The 20,490-nt window shown below is 66.2% G+C and carries 21 protein-coding genes; 5 read left to right on the plus strand and 16 right to left on the minus strand.

The features are described 5' to 3' along the window. Positions 1 to 71 precede the first annotated feature (71 nt). Genes IB243_RS13460 through IB243_RS13475 form a run of 4 tightly spaced genes read left to right on the plus strand, consistent with a single transcriptional unit; the run spans position 72 to position 2,878 of the window. Entirely contained in the window at positions 72 to 680 is a 609-nt protein-coding gene (locus tag IB243_RS13460) for a hypothetical protein (RefSeq protein WP_010461896.1), read from the plus strand. A gap of 23 nt (positions 681 to 703) precedes the next feature. Beyond that, the gene (locus IB243_RS13465) at positions 704 to 2,065 is read left to right on the plus strand and encodes a tetratricopeptide repeat protein (protein WP_192427665.1); all 1,362 of its coding nucleotides are present in this window, start codon (positions 704 to 706) and stop codon (positions 2,063 to 2,065) included. Between the two features lie 4 nt (positions 2,066 to 2,069). Further along, entirely contained in the window at positions 2,070 to 2,591 is a 522-nt protein-coding gene (locus IB243_RS13470) for a DUF2695 domain-containing protein (protein ID WP_010461899.1), read from the plus strand. A gap of 41 nt (positions 2,592 to 2,632) precedes the next feature. Continuing rightward, entirely contained in the window at positions 2,633 to 2,878 is a 246-nt protein-coding gene (locus IB243_RS13475; RefSeq protein ID WP_192427667.1) for a hypothetical protein, read from the plus strand. Between the two features lie 169 nt (positions 2,879 to 3,047). Here IB243_RS13475 and IB243_RS13480 read toward each other — a convergent pair whose 3' ends face one another. From IB243_RS13480 to IB243_RS13530, 11 genes are all read right to left on the minus strand, one after another. Next, positions 3,048 to 4,400, minus strand: a complete 1,353-nt coding sequence (locus tag IB243_RS13480) for a nitrate/sulfonate/bicarbonate ABC transporter ATP-binding protein (protein WP_192428037.1) — start codon at positions 4,398 to 4,400, stop codon at positions 3,048 to 3,050. Positions 4,401 to 4,405: 5 nt separating this feature from the next. Beyond that, a complete protein-coding gene (locus tag IB243_RS13485; RefSeq protein ID WP_192428039.1) occupies positions 4,406 to 6,148 on the minus strand; it encodes an ABC transporter permease subunit in 1,743 nt (580 codons plus the stop codon). A gap of 20 nt (positions 6,149 to 6,168) precedes the next feature. Next, positions 6,169 to 6,942, minus strand: coding sequence for a hypothetical protein (locus tag IB243_RS13490; protein WP_192427668.1), 774 nt, complete (start codon positions 6,940 to 6,942; stop codon positions 6,169 to 6,171). A 500-nt stretch (positions 6,943 to 7,442) separates the two neighbouring features. Further along, on the minus strand, positions 7,443 to 8,114 hold the full coding sequence (locus IB243_RS13495) for a histidine phosphatase family protein (RefSeq protein WP_192427670.1): 672 nt from the start codon (positions 8,112 to 8,114) through the stop codon (positions 7,443 to 7,445). 136 nt (positions 8,115 to 8,250) lie between these two features. Beyond that, on the minus strand, positions 8,251 to 8,475 hold the full coding sequence (locus IB243_RS13500; RefSeq protein ID WP_192427672.1) for a hypothetical protein: 225 nt from the start codon (positions 8,473 to 8,475) through the stop codon (positions 8,251 to 8,253). A gap of 36 nt (positions 8,476 to 8,511) precedes the next feature. Beyond that, positions 8,512 to 9,396: a DUF429 domain-containing protein gene (locus IB243_RS13505; protein WP_192427674.1), complete on the minus strand. Its 885-nt coding sequence runs from the start codon at positions 9,394 to 9,396 to the stop codon at positions 8,512 to 8,514. After that, positions 9,393 to 10,274 carry a DMT family transporter gene (locus IB243_RS13510; RefSeq protein WP_057228806.1) on the minus strand — a complete coding sequence of 294 codons (882 nt, stop codon included), beginning with the start codon at positions 10,272 to 10,274 and terminating at the stop codon, positions 9,393 to 9,395. Before IB243_RS13510 ends, IB243_RS13505 begins: the two co-directional genes overlap by 4 nt. 248 nt (positions 10,275 to 10,522) lie before the next feature. Beyond that, positions 10,523 to 10,945: a BLUF domain-containing protein gene (locus IB243_RS13515; protein ID WP_010461918.1), complete on the minus strand. Its 423-nt coding sequence runs from the start codon at positions 10,943 to 10,945 to the stop codon at positions 10,523 to 10,525. 3 nt (positions 10,946 to 10,948) lie between these two features. Beyond that, positions 10,949 to 11,677, minus strand: coding sequence for a GTP cyclohydrolase I (folE, locus tag IB243_RS13520; RefSeq protein WP_057228809.1), 729 nt, complete (start codon positions 11,675 to 11,677; stop codon positions 10,949 to 10,951). A 238-nt stretch (positions 11,678 to 11,915) separates the two neighbouring features. Further along, positions 11,916 to 13,154 carry a cardiolipin synthase ClsB gene (gene clsB, locus IB243_RS13525; RefSeq protein ID WP_192427676.1) on the minus strand — a complete coding sequence of 413 codons (1,239 nt, stop codon included), beginning with the start codon at positions 13,152 to 13,154 and terminating at the stop codon, positions 11,916 to 11,918. Positions 13,155 to 13,296: 142 nt separating this feature from the next. Continuing rightward, positions 13,297 to 14,034 (minus strand): endonuclease/exonuclease/phosphatase family protein, encoded by a 738-nt coding sequence (locus IB243_RS13530; RefSeq protein WP_010461924.1) that lies wholly within the window; start codon positions 14,032 to 14,034, stop codon positions 13,297 to 13,299. 120 nt (positions 14,035 to 14,154) lie between these two features. On the opposite strand from IB243_RS13530, the gene IB243_RS13535 reads away from it, so the two are divergent. Next, positions 14,155 to 15,906, plus strand: coding sequence for a tetratricopeptide repeat-containing response regulator (locus IB243_RS13535; protein ID WP_192427678.1), 1,752 nt, complete (start codon positions 14,155 to 14,157; stop codon positions 15,904 to 15,906). 34 nt (positions 15,907 to 15,940) lie between these two features. Here IB243_RS13535 and IB243_RS13540 read toward each other — a convergent pair whose 3' ends face one another. From IB243_RS13540 to IB243_RS13560, 5 genes are read right to left on the minus strand one after another with little or no spacing between them, the layout of a single operon-like run. After that, positions 15,941 to 16,789 carry an aldolase/citrate lyase family protein gene (locus tag IB243_RS13540; RefSeq protein ID WP_192427680.1) on the minus strand — a complete coding sequence of 283 codons (849 nt, stop codon included), beginning with the start codon at positions 16,787 to 16,789 and terminating at the stop codon, positions 15,941 to 15,943. Between the two features lie 10 nt (positions 16,790 to 16,799). Next, positions 16,800 to 17,615, minus strand: coding sequence for a 2-oxo-hept-4-ene-1,7-dioate hydratase (hpaH, locus tag IB243_RS13545; protein WP_192427681.1), 816 nt, complete (start codon positions 17,613 to 17,615; stop codon positions 16,800 to 16,802). 10 nt (positions 17,616 to 17,625) lie between these two features. Continuing rightward, a complete protein-coding gene (locus IB243_RS13550; RefSeq protein WP_192427683.1) occupies positions 17,626 to 18,621 on the minus strand; it encodes a Bug family tripartite tricarboxylate transporter substrate binding protein in 996 nt (331 codons plus the stop codon). Between the two features lie 27 nt (positions 18,622 to 18,648). Beyond that, positions 18,649 to 19,593: a fumarylacetoacetate hydrolase family protein gene (locus tag IB243_RS13555; RefSeq protein WP_192427685.1), complete on the minus strand. Its 945-nt coding sequence runs from the start codon at positions 19,591 to 19,593 to the stop codon at positions 18,649 to 18,651. Then, positions 19,590 to 20,483, minus strand: a complete 894-nt coding sequence (locus IB243_RS13560; protein ID WP_192427687.1) for an extradiol ring-cleavage dioxygenase — start codon at positions 20,481 to 20,483, stop codon at positions 19,590 to 19,592. The genes IB243_RS13555 and IB243_RS13560 overlap by 4 nt, the downstream gene beginning before the upstream one ends. Positions 20,484 to 20,490: the final 7 nt, after the last annotated feature.

Raw genomic sequence — 20,490 nt, forward strand, 5'->3', positions numbered from 1 at the left:
TGCTGCCCCGCCATTCGATAGCGGGCAAATGCCCTGGACCCCACCCCTACAACACCTTACGCAACCACCGCATGGACATCCTTATCCTGGCGATTCTCATCGCCACCGGCACCTACATGCTCAACGCCAAGGAGCAGCGCAAGCGCATCGCGCTCCTGGGCAGCCACCTGGCCAACTACCAGATCGAGAAGCTCATGGAGGCACTTACCGACGGCTACCTGCGTGCCCTGGGCGAGAGCACGGACGAGCGCCGCAACCAGATCTGGAGCCTGCTGAGCACCACCGAATCACAGCTGACCGAGCAGTTCAACCGCTTTGCCGCCGACTTCGCCAAGGTGAACGAGGCGGACGCGCGGGTCAGCCGCCTTTCCATGGCCATCCCGTTTGCTGAAAAGCTGCTGCCCGCCATGACCTTCGACATGCGCAAGGCGTTGGCGATCCACGCGCGGGGCATTGCCCATGTGGTGCAAAACACCAGCCACCTCTCACCCAAGGACCGGGCCTTCATGATGACTGCCGAACTGTTCCTCATGCAGCACACCTGCCATTGGTTCTGCAAGTCCAAGACCATTGCCACGGCCCGCATGCTGGCGCGCCACCAGACGCCGCACGAACAGCTCGTGGCTTCGGTGTCCGCCGAGACTCGCAACGCGTATCTGACCCTTATCAAAGGCGGTTGACCCACCGCCTCCAACAATGCCCCATGCCATCCTCCACGCACACCCGCATGACCGATAGCCTGGGTAACTCCGTCACGTTGCACGACCCGGCCAGCGCGGCTGCCCTGAACGACTTTGTGGAAGGCTTCATTGCGTGCGAAGCCCGCGCGGTGAATGTGCTGAACGCGGCAGCAGACACCAGCCCCATCGTGCAAGCCAGCTGCGCGGCGCTGCACATGTTTGCCGAATCGGCCGACGCCCCCCGCAACGCCCGCCCCTTCATCGACCAGGCGCTGGCCCACGCCCACCAGGCCAGCGAGCGCGAACAGCGTTTTGTGGCCGCCGTGGCCGCCTGGGTGGATGGCGACCTGCCCGGCGCCATCGCCCTGCACGAAGAACAGGCCCGCCTGCACCCCCGCGACCTGGCATCACTCAAGCTCGGCCAGTACCACCTGTTCAACCGGGGTGACTCACCCGGCATGCTGCGGCTGGCCCTGCAGGCCGTGCCCGCCGCTGCCGACGTGCCCTACCTGCACGGCATGCTCGCCTTTGGCTGGGAACAATGCCACCTGCTGGACCAGGCGGAAGCCGCCGCGCGCCACGCCGTGCACCTGCGCCGCAAGGAGCCCTGGGCCCACCACGCGCTGGCGCATGTGATGCTGACCCAGGGGCGCATCCGCGAAGGCACAGACTTCATGGCCAGCGTGAGCGACACCTGGACGGGGCTCAACTCCTTCATGGTCACGCACAACTGGTGGCACCAGGCGCTCTTCCTGCTGGAGCAAGACCGGCACGCCGAGGTACTTGCGCTCTACGACGCGCAGGTGTGGGGCGTGGTCAAGGAGTACACGCAGGACCAGATCAACGCCGTCTCGCTGCTGGCCCGGCTGGAACTGGCCGGTGTGAATGTGGGAAATCGCTGGGCCGATGTGGCCGACCACTTGGCACTGCGCTTGTCCGACCACGTGCTGCCCTTTCTGGACCTGCAATACCTCTACGGCCTGGCCCGTGCAGGCCGCACAGAGGCCGCACGCACGCTGCAACACAACATCGAAGCCCACGCCGCCACCCGCACTGAGGCGCAGGAGCGCACCGTGTGGCAGCAGGTGTGCGTGCCGGCCGCGCATGGCCTGCTCGCGCACGCGCAGGGCGACTGGGCCACGGCAGTACAGCAGGTGGGCATTGCATTGCCAAGGCTCATCGAGATCGGCGGCAGCCATGCGCAGCGCGACCTGTTCCACCAGATCTGGATGGATGCTCTGCAGCGCAACGGGCAGTGGGCGGCGGTGCAGAATGTGCTGCAGCCGATGGCGAATGCGCAGCTGGAGTCGATGCGGTTGGCGAGGCAGGTGGGAGTGGTTAATGGGGTGTTGGGGTTGCCGGTGGAACAGCGAAGCCCACTTTAAAACGATGACAACCATTGCTGAACTGCGCTCTCAATTGATCGCCGCCCAAAAGCTCACCGGGCAGTCTTCGTATGAGCGAAGGGCCCCGTCGCCCAAGGCTATTCCCGCGCTTTTGAAGGCGAAAACTGACATCCAGGCATTTATCCTGCTCCATGAAAGCGAGGCGCAAGCCCACCGGCTCCTGAGTACGGTGCAAGAGTGCCTGTTGAACTATCCGGGAGCACGAGCAAGTCTCGAACTAGCGATCCGGCTTTCTTCCCAACGAGAGGCCAAGGATCTGAAACGCTTGGCATTGCTGAGGGAGTATGAGAAAAAATGGACCGAGCTTCTCATCAGCCCAGTAGAGCTTGCAGGCCTTGGAAGCTTTCTTGAGCACGCGCTTTCCAAACAGTTGTGCAACCACTCTCTCGAACAGACCCGTTGTTGGTTGGCTACGCATTCGCCCACCAAGATCGATTCAAAGCTAAAAGCACTTCGCCACTGGGGCGGATACTGCGATTGCGAGGTCCTGCACAACGTAATATGAATAGCCACCATTTGCCTTGATGTCCATTCCGGGAGCTTTCCTTGGTCTTCTTCGCTCTGAATCGCTGCGGATACGAAAGTTTTTCCAAACTCAACATCTGGGACTTTCCGCTTTGGGTCGTTGATGGTGTTTTGTCGGCAGAAGAGCTCACAGCTCTCCGCATGCAAGGTATGGACGTTTCCGGGTTCAACTATGCTTTAGAGCATGATGACATAGCAGGCATTCAAGACGCATTGGAAACCATCCGCGAGCACCATCCGGCACAAACCGTCTGGGTTAGCAACTAGAGCGTCGCCAGCCCGCATACGGGGCATTTCAGGGGCGCGGCCCTGACCGCAAAAGCAGCTTCATCTGCACACACACCGGCTGCGCCTGCAAATCCGCCAGGTGCCGCACATCCCCCAGTCCAGCACCTCTACCGCATCGCCCACCACCCGCACACGGTGGCGCCCCGCGTCAACGGCCCGCGTCCTCCGCACGCTCCTCATCCTTCGGCACAAACACCTTCTGCGTATTCGGATTGCAGTCCATCAGCCCCGCGTAGCGTCCCCAGGCGATCATGGTCTGGAAGGTTTTCTCCGGGTTGTCGTAAGGCAGCGCGCTGCCGATGTCCTTGATCACCCGGGATGCATCCACTTCCTCGTACTCCTTGAGCAGGGCGATGATGATGTGGAAGATGCGCAGCTTGAACACCTGCTCGGCGAAGATGGCGCGCCGTCCCTGGCGGTCGGCGGCCACAAAACGTCGGCCCAGCTCCGTGAAGCGGACCTCGTCCTTGGGCGTGTCGATCAGCTCCAGAATTTCTGCGGCTTTGACCAGCGCGATGGTCTCTCCGAACTCTTTGCCGATTTCGTCCGAGATGTCGTAGATGTTCGACAGCTCCGGCGTGTCGTGAAGAATGCTCAAGAGGCCCAGGATCTGCGCCACTGGCACCAGCGGGATGGACTCCATGCGGCCGCGTGCGCGTGAGATGGGGTGGCCCGCCACAGGGGTTTCGGCTGGCAGGTCGGGCAGCGTCATGGTGGTGATGGTTTCGTGGATGACCTTCACCAAGCGCTGGAACTCCGGATCCCGGCTGTCGCGCGGGTAAGGCAGCGGGTTCTCCAGCACCAGGCCCAGCCTGCCAGGGTGTGGGAACAGCACCACGATGCGCGTGGCCATCTCCACCGCTTCCTCGATGTTGTGGGTGACCATGAAGACCGAACTCGGGCCCGTTCCCCGGCCCCGCCACAGTGTTATCAGCTCCTGGCGCAGGTTCTCTGCGGTGAGCACATCCAGGGCGCTGAACGCCTCGTCCAGGCACAGCAGCCGGGGCTGAGACACCAGCGCACGGGCAATGCCCACACGCTGGCGCATGCCGCCCGAAAGTTCACGCGGATAGGCCGCATGGTGGTTGCCCAGGCCAATCAACTCGATGGCCCGCCCCACCGCCGCATCGCGCTCGGCCCGGCTTGTGCGGTGCGCCATCAGGCCCACCGCCACGTTCTGCGCCACCGTGAGCCAGGGGTAGAGCGCAAAGGTCTGGAACACCACTGAGGCATCGGGGTTGACGCCGTGCAGGGGCCGACCATCGGCCAGCACACGGCCAGAGCTGGGCTCTATCAGGCCTGTGAGGCAGCGCAGGATGGTTGACTTGCCCGAACCCGATTGCCCCAGCAGGGCCAGCATTTCGCCCTCGTGGATGTCGAGGTCGATGTTGTCGAGCACCTTGAGCTCGTGGCCCCCCGCGATGGTGAAGGACTTGTTGACCGCACACAGCTGGGCGATGGGTGCTGCGGCGTTGTGGGTGGGCACGGAGTTCGTCATCATCATGTTCAGTCCAGGCGAAAGCGGCGTTCTGCAAACGCATACAGGCGCCGCCAGATCAGTTTGTTCATCAGCAAAACGAAGACCGACATCACCGCGATGCTGGCGATGATGAGCGGCGTGTTGCCCGACTTCGTGGCCTGCGCAATGAAGGCACCCAGGCCATCGGCCTGCAAGGTCGTATCGCCCCAGGTGGCGAGTTCGGCGACGATGCTGGCGTTCCACGCACCGCCTGCGGCCGTGCACGCCCCGGTGACCCAGAAAGGAAAGATCGCGGGCAGGATCAGGGTGCGCCACAGCGCCCAGTTGCGCAGGCCATACACGCGCGCGGCCTCCTTCAGGTCGTTGGGGATGGCCATTGCGCCCGCGATCACGTTGAACAGGATGTACCACTGCGTGCCCATCGCAATCAGCAGGATGCTGCCCCAGTTCATCGGGGTCTGCGTGGCGACAAAGAAGCCCACCACGATGGGAAACGTCATGTTCACGGGGAACGACGCGCCAATCTGCGCGAGGGGCTGCATCCACTTCGCCACCCGTGGGTGAAACCCGATCCACACGCCCACCGGCGTCCAGACGAGCGTGGCGAGCACGGTCATGGCCACCACGCGCAGCAGCGTCAAAAAGCCCAGCCCCACGATGTGGGCGACCATGCCCAGCGTGACCGCACCGTGCAGCGCAGAGATGGCAGCGATCAGGCCCCGCAATACCTCGAAGCCCAGCCACGCTGCGGCAGCCAGGCCCAGGGCGCGCAGGGGCCATGGGTTGCCTTTTCGGAAAGAGCTGCCCCTGCCAGGCCGCTGGCGCAGGAACAGGCCCTGCAACACGTCTGTGAGTGGCCGCCACACCGCCCGGCCGAGCCAGCTGAACACATAGGCCCGGCGCAGCAGGCCGTACACCCATGAGGTGGCTGGCGCAGCAGATTCCGTCAACTCCACCTTGAACTTGTCGGCCCAGGCCAGCAGGGGGCGCCACACCAGCTGGTCGCTGACCAGGATCAACAACAGCATGGCCAGCACCGCCCAGAGCGCGGCCTGGCGGTCGCCCAGCGCGATGGCCTGCGCCATGTACGAGCCCAGGCCTGGCAGCTGGATGTCCTTGTTCATCACGCTGATGGCTTCGCTCTGCGCCACAAAGAACCACCCGCCACCGAAGGACATCATCGAGTTCCAGATCAGGCTGTGCGTGGAGGCCGGCAGTTCCAGGGTGCGAAATCGCTGCCAGCGGCTCAGGCCGTAGTTCGACGCGGCCTCCTGCATGTCGCCCGGGATCGTGACCATCGAGTGGTAGAAACCAAAGGCCATGTTCCACACCTGCCCCGTGAAGATCGCGAAGATGGCCGCGCACTCCACCCCCAGCAGACTGCCGGGAAACAGCGCCATGAACCCCGCCACGGTGGCCGACAAAAAGCCCAGCACGGGCACCGACTGCAGCACGTCCAGCGCCGGCAGGATGACGGCGCGGGCCGCGCGGCTCTTGGCCGCCAGGTAACCGACGGCAATCGCGAAGAACAGCGAAAAGCCGAAGGCGACCCACATGCGCAGCAGCGTGCGCCCGGCGTAGTAGGGAATCTGGCCGGGCGACATGTCGAGCGGGGGCGTGCTCGCCGCATCGAAGTGCACGAGCATGCCCTTGCCAAAGTGCAAGGCGCTCCATAGCAGCCCCATCAAGGCCAGCAGGACCAGGCCATCCACCCAGCCAAAACCACGGGGGCTTTCGTTGACGGCGAGTTGGGGCGCGGTGCTTTTCAGGTTGCAGTGCATGGCCGACATCACCGCTGGAAGGACCAGTTGAGCCCCACCGTCCACCAGGCGGGTGCACCGCCTGCAACAGCCCGCGCCTGGCTCAGGTCCACGCTGAGCGCGTCGGTCACCGCGTAGCGCGCGCCCAGGCGCCAGAAGCTGGCGTCGCTCTCACGGAAGCGTTCTGCCACCAGCGACCAATGCGGCGTGGTGGTCCACTCCAGGGCTGCGCTGCTGCGCGGGAGATCGGGCCCTTGGCGGCGGAAATCACGGCCCAGGTTCATATGGACTGCCAGGCGCTCGGCCGGTTGCCAGGTCACGGGGAACACCACCGCGCTGCCAGCAAACCGTGGCCGGGCGTCCTGCCAGGCGGCCGAGACCACGACACCCACACTGAGCGATTCGGTCAGCGGCGCGGCCCATTTGACCTGCGGGCCTCCGCTCACTGCTGCATCACTGCCAGACCAGCGCGTGCGGTCCAGGTTCAGGCCCAGCTCCAGCGGGCCGATCCGGCAGGCCGAGCCCAGGTGCACCAGCGTGCGGCCGCCCCCGCGCTCCCGGTCTGCCCAGGTTTCAACCTGGCACTGGCCGGGCTCCAGGATGGCAGCGTCGTCCACCGCGTGGTGGCCGCCCGCTGCATGGGCTTCCTGCAGGGCAAAACCCAGCACGGCAGCTGCAGCGCCCAGGTGCCGGCGCGTTGGCAGGCCGGGGCGCATGGATCGCACTGCGCGCATTGTGGGGAGGAACGGGCCGCGCGTGCAGCCTGCTGCGGGCACACGGCGTGTGGGTTCTTTTCGGCTCATGGGACTCTTTCTGGCTTCCTTGGCCTTGTGGCTTTCGGGGGGCTTTGAAAACAGCCGGGCGTGGCGCAGCAACGCGCCGCTGTTGCGGCCCGCAAGCTTCTGCATTGGAAAGATGGGGTGTGACGAGCACGCGGCAATGCGGCCCGGTTTGTGGTGAAACGTTAAGAAATGGCTTGCCACAAAGGGGCAAACACATCGCTGCGGCCATGCGGCACACAGCGCGGACTCAGGGCGCTACGCAGCCGAATGTGCCGCACCCGCAAGGGCGCTCTTCACACCTGATCTACAACTGGCACTGTCCACGCGCGCGGCTCCGAAGTGACGACGGGGCGAATATTGCACCGCACAAAACCGAGCGTCAAGCCAGCCTCTGCAATCTTTACGAAATCTATATACGGAGCGAGGCGGTTCCCATTTTTTTGATGCGCGGGGCACGGCAGCGACGGAACCTGCCAAGCAAAAGCGCCGTCAAGCCACGCTGCCCCGGCCACGCCCCGGTTTCACCGCACCAGCAGCTTCGTCTGGTCGTACACCGGCTGCGCCGGCAGATCGGCCAGGTGCCGCACATCGGCCCAGTCCAGCACCTCCACGGCATCGCCATCCACCCGCACGCGGTTGAGGCCGGCGTTGGGGATGTCGCTCTGGCGGGGGCCATCCAGGCCCGTGCCACGGGCTGTGCGCCAGATCATGTCGAGCACGCCGCCATGGGTCACGACCATGACCTTCTGGCCCTGGTACTGCTGCGCGATGCGGCGCACGGCGTCCATCACGCGGGTGTGGAACTGGCGGGTGGTCTCGCCCCCAGGCATGCCGTAGTCGGCTTCAAAGCGCAGCCATCGCTCCCACGCATCGGCGTGGTCCGCCTTGACGTCGTCCACCCGCTTGCCGTCCACGATGCCGAAGTTTTGCTCGCGCAGGCTGCTGTCGGTGAGGGTGTCGATATGCAGTTGCGGGAGCAGCACCTGCAGGCTGGGGCTGGCGGTCTGCTGCGTGCGGATGAGGTCGCTGCAGACCAGGTGGTCCACCACCAGCTGGTCGGCGGCCAGGCGTTCGGCCAGGCGGCGGGCCTGTTCGTGGCCTGTGGCGTTGAGGGGCACGTCCACATGGCCTTGAAAGCGCAGTTCGCGGTTCCAGTCGGTCTCTCCGTGGCGGATCAGGATCAGTTCGGTCATACGCTCCATTATCGAATGCATACACACTATTGCAAGAATTTTTGCTTGCTAGCGCTTATGTACAAAGCGCTTATAGCTATGATTTTTATAACAACCGAACGCAGGCAGACAGGCACGTGGTGCCGGGCGCTCTCTGCTACCGCATGGGCACGATGAGCACTTTGCGGCGCGGCCGGCAGCCGGGGCCTTCGTGCGCGGCGCTGTCGCGCTGCCAGCCCTGGCCGGGGGAGGTTTGTGCACAGACCCGCGCACCGTCCACCGTGCTGCGCCAGTAGTACCAGAGCGCGGGGGCGGCCTGCACCAGCGGCGTTAGCGGGGTCAGCAGGGCCAGGGCGAACAGGAAACGGGAAACAACGGGCATGGCGGTGGGGGAAACATCTAGCGTGTCCCGGCCATGCTACGCACCGTGTGCCGGGCCGATGCCTTGAAAAGCGGGGGCATTGGCCGTCACGATCCAGCCCTCCAGCGGGTCCAGCCCCGGTGGCAGGCCATACAGCGCGTCGCCGCCCTCGGCATGGCGCCGCTCGGCCCAGGCAGCTTGCAGCAGGCACAACACGGCATCCAGGCTGTCGCCGCTGGCGTCGTCCACGAGGGCATCGCGCTGGGCGTGGCTGAGCGCCAGGCGCAGGCCCAGCCGGGTCTGGCCGACCTCCAGCGCAGTGAGAAGGTCCTTGCGGGCGATAAGTCGCTCGGGGGTCTGCTTGGCACGGTCATCGCTCTTGTAGCTGCGCCGCTGCAGCACCTCACGCGCCAAAAGACCGGGGTAGGCCTCCAGCCCCACGCGGCGGGGGTCGCCATCGTGCAGGCCCGGCACATGCACACCGGCGTCCAGCAGCAATGGCACACCCGCGTGCAGCATGTACGCCACGGGCGGGTTCACCCATTTCATCGAGGGGCTGGAGCCTGCGGGGCCGTCGGTGCCGCGGTGGGCAAATTTTCCACCCACCGGGCGGGCATCGCAGAACGCTGCGAACTGGTCGCGGATCTGCGCGCGGCTGAGGCTGCGGTAGTGTTGCATGCACGCCAGCCAGTCTGTGGGCCAACCCAACGCCTGCACCAGCTCGCGCGGCAGGCCAAAAGGCAGGTCAAAGCCGCCCACCCAGTCGCCGGGCTGAGACAGCCATCGGCCGAACGCGGCCAGGGTATCGAACCGCTCCAGCGCAGCGAGCTGTACGCGTGCGCCCCGGCGTTGGCCCAGAGCCAGCACGATGGGTTTGCGCCGCGTGGGGCTGCTGGAGAAGTCGCAGCCCAGCAGCAGGGTTTGTGGTGCGGCGGCCGTCATCCCAAGGCCAACGCCGTGACGCCTGCCGCAATGCACAGCGCGCCAAAAATGCGCGCCATGCGGTCACCCTCGCCCAGCAGGTGCCCGCCGATGAGGGCGGCAAACAGCATGGACACCTCGCGCGCCGGGGCCACGTGCGACAGGGGTGCCTGCTGCATGGCATACAGCACCAGCACATAGGCCACGGGGCTGACCACCGCCACGGCCAGGGCAAAACGCCACTGCGCCAGCCACAGCGTGCGGGCCGTGGGCAGGTCGCGCAGCACCACCGGCGCCAGCAGGCCCACACGCACAAAGTTGCCCATGTAGTCCACCAGAATGGGCGACATCAGCAGAAACTTGACCGCATAGCCGTCGACCACCGTGTAGCTGGCAATGAAGGCCCCCGTGAGCAGGCCGTACAACATGCCTTTGTGCACCCGCGCCCGTGCGGCAGGGTCGTGCGCGGCGCGCAGCAGGCCCGGGCCGCCCGCAATCAGGAACACGCCCCCCACCACGCCCACGATGCCCAAGGCACCCAGCGCCGAGATCTGCTCTCCCAGCAGCGTGATGGCCACCAGCGACGACAACAGCGGCCCCGAGCCGCGCGCCAGCGGGTACACCACCGTGAGGTCCGCCACGCGGTAGCCGCGCAGCAAGATGACGAAATACGCCACATGCAACAGCCCGCTGGCGGCCACAAAGCCCCACTCCACAGCGCCCCACTGCGGCACCGCGTCACGCCCCAGCCACCAGCCCAGCGGCGCCCAGACAACCATCATGATCACCGAGGTGAAGAACGCAAACCGCGAGTCCCCCCCGGCCTTCTTGGCCACGATGTTCCAGCACGCGTGGATAAGGCCGGCGAGGATGATGAGGGCGAAGGCGGTGAAGGTCACGGGTCAGAAAGAGAAAGGGCTTGAATGCAAAAAGCCGCAGCGCCATGGCGACTGCGGCTTGATGTGGCCAAGAGAGTTTATCGATTCAAGGGCTGCGCACCGCCCACAACGCCCGCAACTGGCGCGGCCCAGACAAGCGGCCACCGTGCAAGGGCCGCCCCGCCGCACCGGTGGCGTCCCCCCGCTCTCGCACCGCGCAGCGGTGCGAGAGCGGGGGGAAGGCGCGCAGCGCCTCAGGGGGGTGATCTCTAAGCTCTTCCGATGATGGAGGCGGTTGCCATCAACTCTTCCAGCAACGCAAACGACACCTTGCCCGAGACCGCATACGGGTCCAGCTCGGGCTTTTCGGAATACTTGAGCAGGATCGAATGGTTGATCTTGGACAGGTTGACCTGCCCCATCGTCCAGCCGCCAAAGCGGCGCTCGGCGATTTCCTCGTAGTGCAGCAATTCCACGTTCTTGTGGCGCGGATCCTTCTGGATGTGGCCATACAGGTCGCTCACGGCGGAGCGGCCACCCTCGATGGCTTGCAGGAAGACCCCGCCGCCGTAACAAAGCACGCCCGTGATGCCGCAGCCCGGATTGTGCTGGCGCGACTGGGTCAGGATGGCCTCAATGGCGGCGGGCGAGGTATCGACAGCGCGGCTGGCGTAAAGCAGGCGTACCAACATGGGTTAGTTCCTTCCCGGGATGAGTGACAAAAATTCGCGACGCAGGGCGCTGTCCTTGAGGAACACGCCGCGCATCACCGAGTTGATCATCTTGCTGTCCATCTCGCGCACACCGCGCCAGGACATGCAGAAGTGGCTCGCCTCCATCACGATGGCCAAGCCGTCGGGCTGGGTCTTTTCCATGATCAGGTCGGCCAGCTGCACCACGGCTTCTTCCTGGATCTGGGGGCGGCCCATGACCCAGTCGACCAGGCGCGCGTACTTGGACAGTCCAATCACGTTGGTGTGTTCGTTGGGCATCACGCCGATCCAGATCTTGCCGATGACCGGGCAGAAATGGTGGCTGCAGGCACTGCGCACGGTGATGGGGCCGACGATCATCAGCTCGTTGAGGTGCTCGGCGTTGGGGAATTCCGTGATGGCCGGCTGCGCCACGTAGCGGCCCTTGAACACCTCGTTGAGGTACATCTTGGCCACGCGGCGCGCGGTGTTGTTGGTGTTGTGGTCGCCCTCGGTGTTGATCACCATGCTGTCGAGCACACCCTGCATCTTGACCTCGACCTCATCGAGCAGCTTCTCCAGCTCACCGGGCTCGATGAACTCTGCAATGTTGTCGTTGGCATGAAAGCGCTTGCGGGCAGCGGCAAGGCGCTCGCGAATCTTCACGGAGACGGGCGTGCCTTCATCATCCGGCGGGGTGGGCGTCATATCGGCGGCGGGTTGGCTGGACATGGCCAGAATCGTAACAGCGAATGCCAGGGCATGGATTCCAAGGGTTTTAGGCCCCTAGCGCTTGTTGGACAAGCGCAAATAGCTACCAAAATAATAGCAAACAATCCTGCAGGATTCCGTCGTCCCTGGCGCGAATCAGCCCCCGGGGCGCAGGCAAGCGGCGCACCCTCAGCAAGTGCCGCCGTGGAACCGGCTTCGCCCGGTGGCGTCCCCTGCGGGCTGCGGGTCAGAGGGGTCTTCAATACCGGTTTCCAGTGACCCACAGCGCCAGCCGCATGAGGCCGAAGGCGATGCGATCCAGGACGCGCTGGCGCAGGGGGCGGTTCGCGTAACGCGCCGGGTCCATGCGCCGGCCAGCGTGTTGCATGGCGTGCACCAGGCGCTGGCGCAGGTCGGTGGCAAAGGCGGCGTCTTCCACCACCACGTTGGCCTCGCGCGCCAGCAGCAGGCTCAGGGGATCCAGGTTGGACGAGCCCACGGTGGCCCAGGGGTTTTCGCCCAGCGCGTCGATGACCGCCACCTTGGCGTGCAGGAAGCTGGGCGCGTATTCGTGGATCTCCACTCCGGCCTCCAGCAGCGCGCCATACACCGGCCGCGCCGCGTGGTACTGCATGAAGTACTCGTAGCGCCCCTGTAGCAGCAAGCGCACGCGCACGCCCCGGCGCGCGGCCATCACCAAAGCGCGGCGCAGCTTGCCGCCGGGCATGAAGTAGGCGTTGGCGATGATGACTTCGTGCCGTGCCACGCCGATGGCCCGGCGGTAGGCTTTCTCGATGCGGCTGCGGTTGCGCACGTTGTCGCGCAGCACCAGCGCGGCCCGCATGGGCGGGCCTGCCTCCGCAGTCCGCACGGCATGCCGGGCCGCGCTGGCGGCGCGCAGGGCCTGCAGGGCTTCGGGCAGGCGGCGCTGGCGCGCGTCGCGCACCGCCTGCATGCGCCACCACAGCTGGTCCATGGTTTCGCTGGCTGGCGCGACCAGGCTGCCGGTGGCCTGCACGGCAAAGTCAAAGCGCGGCGCATCCAGCGTGCCGTAGTTGGGGTCGTGAAAGTCGTCCAGCACATTGATGCCGCCGCAGAACAGCATGCATCCATCCACCACGCACAGCTTGCGGTGCAGCCGGCGCCACCGGTGGGGCAACAGCAGGCCCAACGGCCCCAAGGGGGAATACACGCGGTACTGCACGCCCGAGGCCTGCAAGCGTTCTGCCCAGCTGTGCGGCAAGGTGCCAGTGCCCACCCCATCCACCACCAACTGGGTGCGCACGCCGCGCTCGGCGGCCCGCATCAGCGCCTCGGCCACCGCCGCGCCGGCACCGGTGAAATCAAAAATGTAGGTTTCAAACTGGATGTCCGACAGCGCCGCATCCATGGCCTCGATCAGGGCGGGAAACAGCTCCTCGGCCCCTTGCAGCAGTCGCACCCGGTGGTCGTCCGAAAACTCAGCCCTGTGAGCCCGGAACAGCGACTTCTTGCTCATCGCGCCCATCCACCGTGCAGCGCACCGCCAGCGAATGTGGAAACGGGCGCGCCCAAGGCCAGTGCCACCGTGGAACTGGATTTGCCAGGCCACGGGTGGCGCCCCCCCGCGGGGGAAGGCGCGAAGCGACTCAGGGGGGCGTTCAAAGCCTGAACTCCGCAATCAGCGGCAAATGGTCCGACATGCGCCACCAGATGCGGCCGCGCGGCACGTGCAGCGACAAGGGTGTGAGGCCACGCACATACACATGGTCCAACTGGGCCAGCGGCAGCCGCGCGGGGTACGTGAAGGCACGGGGCGCATCAAACTCATGCAGCGCAAAACCGGCCAGCATGCGCTTGATCTGCAAGCCCCAGTCGTTGAAGTCGCCGGCCACCACCAGGGGCGCGCCGGGCGGCACCTCGCGTTCGATGAAGCGCTGCAGGCGCTCGATCTGGCGGATGCGGCTGCCCGGGATCAGCCCCAGGTGCACCACGATCACATGGATGCGGCGGCCATGGGCGTCCACCTCCACATGCAGCAGCCCGCGCTGCTCGAAGCGGTGGTCCGAGATGTCCTCGTGCTGGTGGCCGATCACGGGCCAACGCGACAGCAGCGCATTGCCGTGCTCACCGTGTTTGGTGATGGCGTTGGTGCGGTACACGGCCTCATAGCCCTCGGGGGCCAGGAACTCGGCCTGGGGCAGCTCGGGCCAGCGCTGAAAATACGCCTGCTCCCGCCGATGGAGCTTGCGCACTTCCTGCAGGCAGACGATGTCGGCGTCGAGTTGCTCTACCGCCAGCCCCAGGTTGTGGATCTCCAGCCTGCGCGCCGGGCCGATGCCTTGTACGCCTTTGTGGATGTTGTAGGTGGCCACCCGCAGAATGTCGTCGTGTTGCATGGTCTGATTGTGTCGCAAGCCGCACTGGCTGCGGGTTTGTACGACGCTGCCAGGGGCACCAGCGCCTTACACTGGGTTACATCCACTCCCCCGCTCCAGCGGGACCGGTATACACCCTGAATGGCTACCGAGACCGTTCCATCTGCCGCCCCTGCGGTGCTGGCGCTCATTGTCGACAGCAACGCCACCTCACGCAGCATCCTCGTGGGCCAGCTGCGCGAGTACGGCGTGACCCGCATCGTGCAATGCAGCCGTGTGCAGGACGCACGCAACCGGCTGGAGCACACCGTGTTCGACTATGTGTTGTGCGAACAATACTTTGGCGAAGGCGGCTACTCAGGCCAGACCTTGCTGGACGACCTGCGGCGCGCACAGCTCCTGCCGTTTTCCACCGTGTTTTTCATGGTCACGTCCGAGGCTTCGTATGCCGCCGTGGCCGAAGCCGCCGAATCCGCACTCGATGGTTACCTGCTCAAGCCGTTCACGCCCAGCGCGCTGTTCGAGCGCCTGAGCCTGGCACGCCTGCGCAAGATCCATCTGCGCCCAATTTTTGACGCTATCGAGGCCGAAGATTTCGAGCGTGCTGCCCGCCTGTGCGTGGCCCGCTTCGAGTCGCGCCAACCCTATTGGCTGTACGCCGCGCGCATTGGCTCCGAGTTGCTGCTGCGCCTGGGCCGCCACGACGAGGCCCGCACGCTGTTCGAGGCCGTGATCGCCGCCCGCGCCCTGCCCTGGGCGAAACTGGGTGTGGCGCGCGCGCAGATCGAATCGGGCCAGGCGGCACGCGCCGTGACAACCTTGCAGGAGCTGATTGGCGAAGATGCCTCGTTTGCCGATGCCTACGACGTGCTGGGCCGGGCGCAGGTGGAGCTGGGCAATTTCTCGCAGGCCATCGAAACCTACCGGACGGCCAGCGGCCTGACGCCGGATTCGGTGGTGCGCCTGCAGAAGCTGGGAATGATGTCGTACTACATGGGCGACCGCGAAACCGCCACCAAGGTGCTGGCACGGGCCGCCATCCTGGGCATCGACTCCAAGCTGTTTGACTTCCAGTCGCTGGTGCTGCTCACGTTCTCGTACTTTGCCGAGAGCGATCGCAAGGGCATCGAGCGCTGCATGGCCGACTTTGGCCGCATTCTGGAGCGGCACCAGGGTAGCGCCCGCGTGCAGCGCTTTGCCGAGGTGGCACGCACGCTGCAGCTCATCCAGCAGCGGCAGTTCTCGCAGGCGGTGGAGTCGGTGCGCAGCATGGCACGCGAGATCACGTCCAGCAGCTTTGATTTCGAGGCCGCGTGCAACCTGGGCAGTCTGCTGGCGGTGCTGGCCGTCACGTCGATCGATCTGTCGGACAGCGAGGGTTGGGTGCGTGCGCTCGGCATGCGCTATGCCAACACGCGCGGCCTGACCGAACTGCTGGCCAATGCCTGCAACCTGCACACGCCCTACGGCGACCTGGTGCGCGAATGCCTGCTCCACATCAACAAAACCGCCGAGGCCGCGATGGCGCAAAGCCTGCACGGAGACCCGGCAGGCGCAGTCCATCATCTGCTGGCCCAGGCCGAGAAAACACTCAATTCCAAATTGGTAGACATGTCCCAGCAGGTACTGCTGCGCCACCGGGCGCGCATGGCGTCGCCGGAACCGCTGCAGGAAGCCATCGACGCCTTGCGCGCCCGCGTGGGCAGCACCCCGGTGCGCGCCATCCTGGGGCAAGACAGCGAACGGAGGCCCGGCGGCGTGGTCATCCGTTCACGCAACGCGGCCGAGACGGGCCCCGCCACCAGGGCGTTGAGCGATGACGACCCCAGTGAGACTGACAGCTCGGAGTCTGACGATCCGCTGGACAGGCTCAGGCTGCGGCCATTGGGATAGGCACTCCGCCTTCATCGCTTGCCCACTGCCGCTTTCAGTACACGGCTGGCGGCGATGGCGCGGCAACGGACGGACCCAGGCACACCGGCCTGCCATAGCGCGCCGCCAGGTCACGCGTGGCGGCCACCAGCACGCTCGTGTCCACCCCTACGGCCACGAAGACGGCGCCCAGCTCCAGGTAACGACGTGCGAGCTTTTCATCGGCCATCAGGATGCCGGGCGCCTTGCCTGCGGCCAGCACGCGGCGGATGCCGTCCTCGATGGCCGCCTGCACCGCCGGATGGCCCGGGTTGCCCACATGGCCCATGCTGGCCGAGAGGTCAGCGGGGCCGAAGAACACACCATCCACGCCCGGCGTGTGTGCAATGGCGTCCAGATTCTCGATCGCCAGGGTGCTTTCGGCCTGCACCAGCAGGCACACCTGGGCATTGGCCTCCTTCAGGTAGCCGGGGTAGCGCATCCACTGCGAGGCGCGCGCCAGGCCCGCGCCCATGCCGCGGATACCCCCCTGCCCGTCGTCCTGCGGGTAGCGCATGGCGCGCACCAGCTGCGCGGCCTGCTCGGGCTTATCCACCATGGGCACCAACAGGGTCTGCGCGCCGATGTCCAGGTACTGCTTGATCAGCGCCGTGTCACCCACCGGCACCCGGGCCACCGGGTGCGGGCCGGAGCCCAGCATGGCGCGCGCGCTGGCAATGCCCTGCAACTGCTCCAGCATGCGCGGCACATCGTTGGGCGCATGCTCGCCGTCCAGCAGCAGCCAGTCGAAGCCCGCGCCCGCGACCAGCTCGGCCGCATAAGCGCTGGCCAGACCGAACCACAGGCCGATCTGCGGCGTGCGCGCGGCCAGGGCCTGCTTGAAGGTGTTCACGGGTGTATGCAAGGCAGTCCTCTCAAACGAAGCGGAAGGCGATATTGCCCAGCGGCCCATAGTCCGCATGGAAGGTGTCGCCCGCAGCCGCCGCCACGGGCCGCGTGAACGAGCCGCCCAGCACCACCTCGCCGGCTGCCAGCCCCTCGCCATACGGTGCGAGCTTGTTGGCCAGCCAGGCCACGCCGGTGGCCGGGTGGTTGAGCACGGCGGCCGCCAGGCCCGACTCCTCGATCACCCCGTTCTTGTAGAGCAGCGCACCGCACCAGCGCAGGTCCACCGCATCGGGCCGCACGGGGCGCCCGCCGGTGACGATGCCGGCGTTGGCCGCGTTGTCCGAGATGGTGTCGAACACCTTGCGCATCACGCCCGTGTGGCGGTCGTGCTGCTCGATGCGCGCGTCGATGATCTCGATGGCCGGCACCACGTACTCGGTGGCGGCCAGCACGTCGAAGATGTTCACCGGCGGACGCCCCGGCTCGCCGCGCAGCGGCTTGTGGAGCACGAAGGCCAGCTCCACCTCCACCCGTGGCAGGATGAAGCGCTGCATCGGGATGTCGCCGCCCTCGGCGAAGAACATGTCGTCCAGCAGCGTGCCGAAGTCGGGCTCGGTGATCTGGCTGGCGACCTGCATGGCGCGAGAGGTCAGGCCGATCTTGTGGCCGCGCACCGTGCGCCCTTCGGCGATCTTCATCGCCACCCAGGCGCGCGAGATTGCATAGCCGTCCTGCACCGTCATGCCGGGGTGGCGCCTGGAGAAATGCTCCACCTGCACGCGGGTCTTCTCGGCCTGGTGCAGTTCACGGGCCAGTTGCTGGATCAATGCGTCGTCGAGCATCGTGCGGGCCTCAGGATTCAGCGGTGAAGCCGATGGCCTTCACGATGGGACCCCACTTGTCGCCATCGGCCTTGAGCAGCGCCGCCAGTTCTGCCGGGCTCGACGAGCGCGCCTCCAGCCCCATGGCCGCCAGCCCGGCGATCACGTCCTTGTCGGCCAGCGCGGTGCGGATGGCGGCATTGGCCTTTTGCACCACATCTGCTGGTGCCTTGCCGGGCAGGAAGAAGCCGAACCATTCGTTGTAGGCCATGTCCTTGTAGCCCTGCTCGATCAGCGTGCTGACACCCGGCATGAACTTGTTGCGCGTGGCGCCCGAGGTGGCCAGCACGCGCAGCTTGCCGCCCTGGAGGTGCGGCAGAAATTCGCCCACCGGCGCCGAGACGGCTGCGATCTGCCCGCCCAGCAGGTCCAGGATGGCGGGCTGCGAGCCGCGAAAGCCCACGTGGCGCATGTCCACCTTCCCCGCGCGGCTGATGAGTTCGCCCACGAAGTGCGGCACTGAGCCCGGTGCGGGCGAGCCGAAGTTGGCGCCCGTGGGGTTGGCCTTGCACCACTCCAGGAACTCGGGCACCGTCTTCACCGAGGCCGGCACCTGCGGGCCCACCGCAAACCCCATGTCGAACACCACGCCCAGCGAGACGGGGGTCACGTCGGCCACGGGGTCGTAGGGCAGCTTCTTGTAGGTGTGGGGGTAGATACCCAGCATGGACATGGGCGTGGCCAGCAGCGTGGCGCCGTCCGCCGGGGCAGCCTTGAGCGTGGTGATGGCGATCTGCCCGCCCGCGCCGGTCTTGTTCTCCACCACGGCCGACTTGGCATAGCCGCCCGTGATCTGGGTGGCCACGCGGCGCGCCAGGGTGTCCACCGTGCCGCCGGCAGCAAAGCCGGCCAGGATCTTCACGGTGTCGAGTGCCTGGGCATGGGCCAGGAAGGGCATGCCGCCCGCCGCACTGGCAAGGGCCCATTGCAAAGCGTCGCGGCGCGACAGGGATGGGGAAAGGGTCATGGTTTGTCTCCTGTGTGTGGTTGTGGGTTACTTCTTCGCAGCCTGCCGGTAGTTGGCCTTGAGGTGCTCGGGCACCCGCTCGTCAAAGCCGAAGGCCACGCGCCGCACCTCGGGACTGTCGGTGGGCTGGTGGCCCACGCCCAGGGCCGAGGCGCGCGGTGCGTCGATGGCGACCACCGTGCCGGCCAGGCGGCCCAGGCCGGTGATCTCGCACTCCACCAGGTCGCCCGGATCCACCGAGCGCGAGTGGCAGGGCGTGCCCATCAGGATCACGTCGCCCGGCACCAGGGTGATGTGGCGCGCGATGTCGGCCACCACGTAGTGCGGGCCCCAGATGGTCTCGTCGCCGATGTGCGCCTCCTGCACCACCAGGCCGTTGCGGTAGGTGCGCAGCGTCTGTTCGAACAGGTTCACGCCGCGCACGATGCCCGGGCCGATGGGCAGCAAGGTGTCCGCCCCCTTCACGCGCAGCATGCTGCCCTGGTCGGTGTCGCGGTAGTTCTGCAGGCCCATGTCGAGCGCGGGGCAAAAGCCTTCGATGTAGTCCCAGGCCTCGTCGGGCAGCACGTTGCGGCAGGTCTTGCCGATGACCACGGCGTACTCGCCCTCGTAGTTCAGGTACAGGCTGTCGGCGGGCTTGTGGATCTCGCAGCCATGGCCGTTGACCGAGGTCGGCGGCTTGGTGAAATAGGTCGGCGTTTCGGTCGGCTTGGGCTGGTTGCGCGTCTCGAAACTGCGCGAGCTGTACGAGATGTGCACGGCGATGACCTTGCTGGGCGCGACCGGCGGCAGGTGCTGCACGCTGGCCGGGTCGAGCGCGCGGCCATCGTCCAGGCGCAGCTGCCCTTGCTGCGCGCCCTCTTCCACGATGGTGCCCCAACAGGCGCTGCCGCCCACCAGCACACGGCGGCGCTCCACGCGCGGGCCGCGCATCACGGCGGGCAATTCGGTGACCGGGAATTCGAAGTTCATGCTGCCACCTCCGCCGCTTGCGTTTCGCCATCGAACCACATGTGCACGTTGCCCGTGCCGCGTGCGTTCTCGTAGGCCGACAGGGCCACGCCGCGCGCGCGGCAGTCGGCCCCGCCCATGGAGCCCAGCATCTGCAGGTAGTGCGCGCCAAAGGCCTCCCAGGGCATCTTGCGGTACTCGTCCTGCCAGCGATCGAGCACCATGTCGTGCCGGCCCTGCTCCATGAGCGCGATGGCGCCCTTGTCGCTCACGATGTTCTCGGGGCGCGAGACATTGCTCTCGTGGAAGATACGCGGGTGGTTCGGCTTCCAGTCGATGGGGTTGAACTTGTGGCTCAGCGCGCCCGATGCCAGCAGCAGCACGCGCAGGCCGCTGCGGCGCACGGTCTCGGCAATCGCTTCACCCGATTTCAGGAAGTGGCGCCAGTCGCAGTTCTGGCACGAGCTGACGGTGACCACCGGCGTGTCGCTGCGCTCCAGGCGCAGGTGCTTGACCAGGTTGATGGTGGCGTACTGCTTGCCCAGGTCAGGGTGGTTGATGACACGGTTGTAGCCCTTGTGCTCGCGCGACACGGCCTCGATCTCGAGCGCCAGGTCTGGATGGCCGCGGTAGTCGTAAGGAACGCCGTGCAGGTACCAGGGCATCTCGTCCGAGATGTAGGTGCCCTGGTAGCGCGCGGCACCGTCCACCAGGTGGTAGCCGGTGGTGAACCAGTGCGAGTCGAAGATGATGGCCACATCGGGCCGGGCCTCGGCGATGCGCTCGCGCAGGCGCGCGTAGCCGGGGATCAGGTCCGAGTCGGCCCCCGCGCCCTGCAACACGCGAAACTCTTCGCACTGCATCAGGCCGGGGTGGTGCGAGACGATGGCAGCGCCAACGATGCTTCCCATGGTGTAG

The sequence above is a fragment of the Acidovorax sp. ACV01 genome (genome assembly GCF_014851495.1).
Taxonomy (GTDB): Bacteria; Pseudomonadota; Gammaproteobacteria; order Burkholderiales; family Burkholderiaceae_C; genus Acidovorax; species Acidovorax radicis.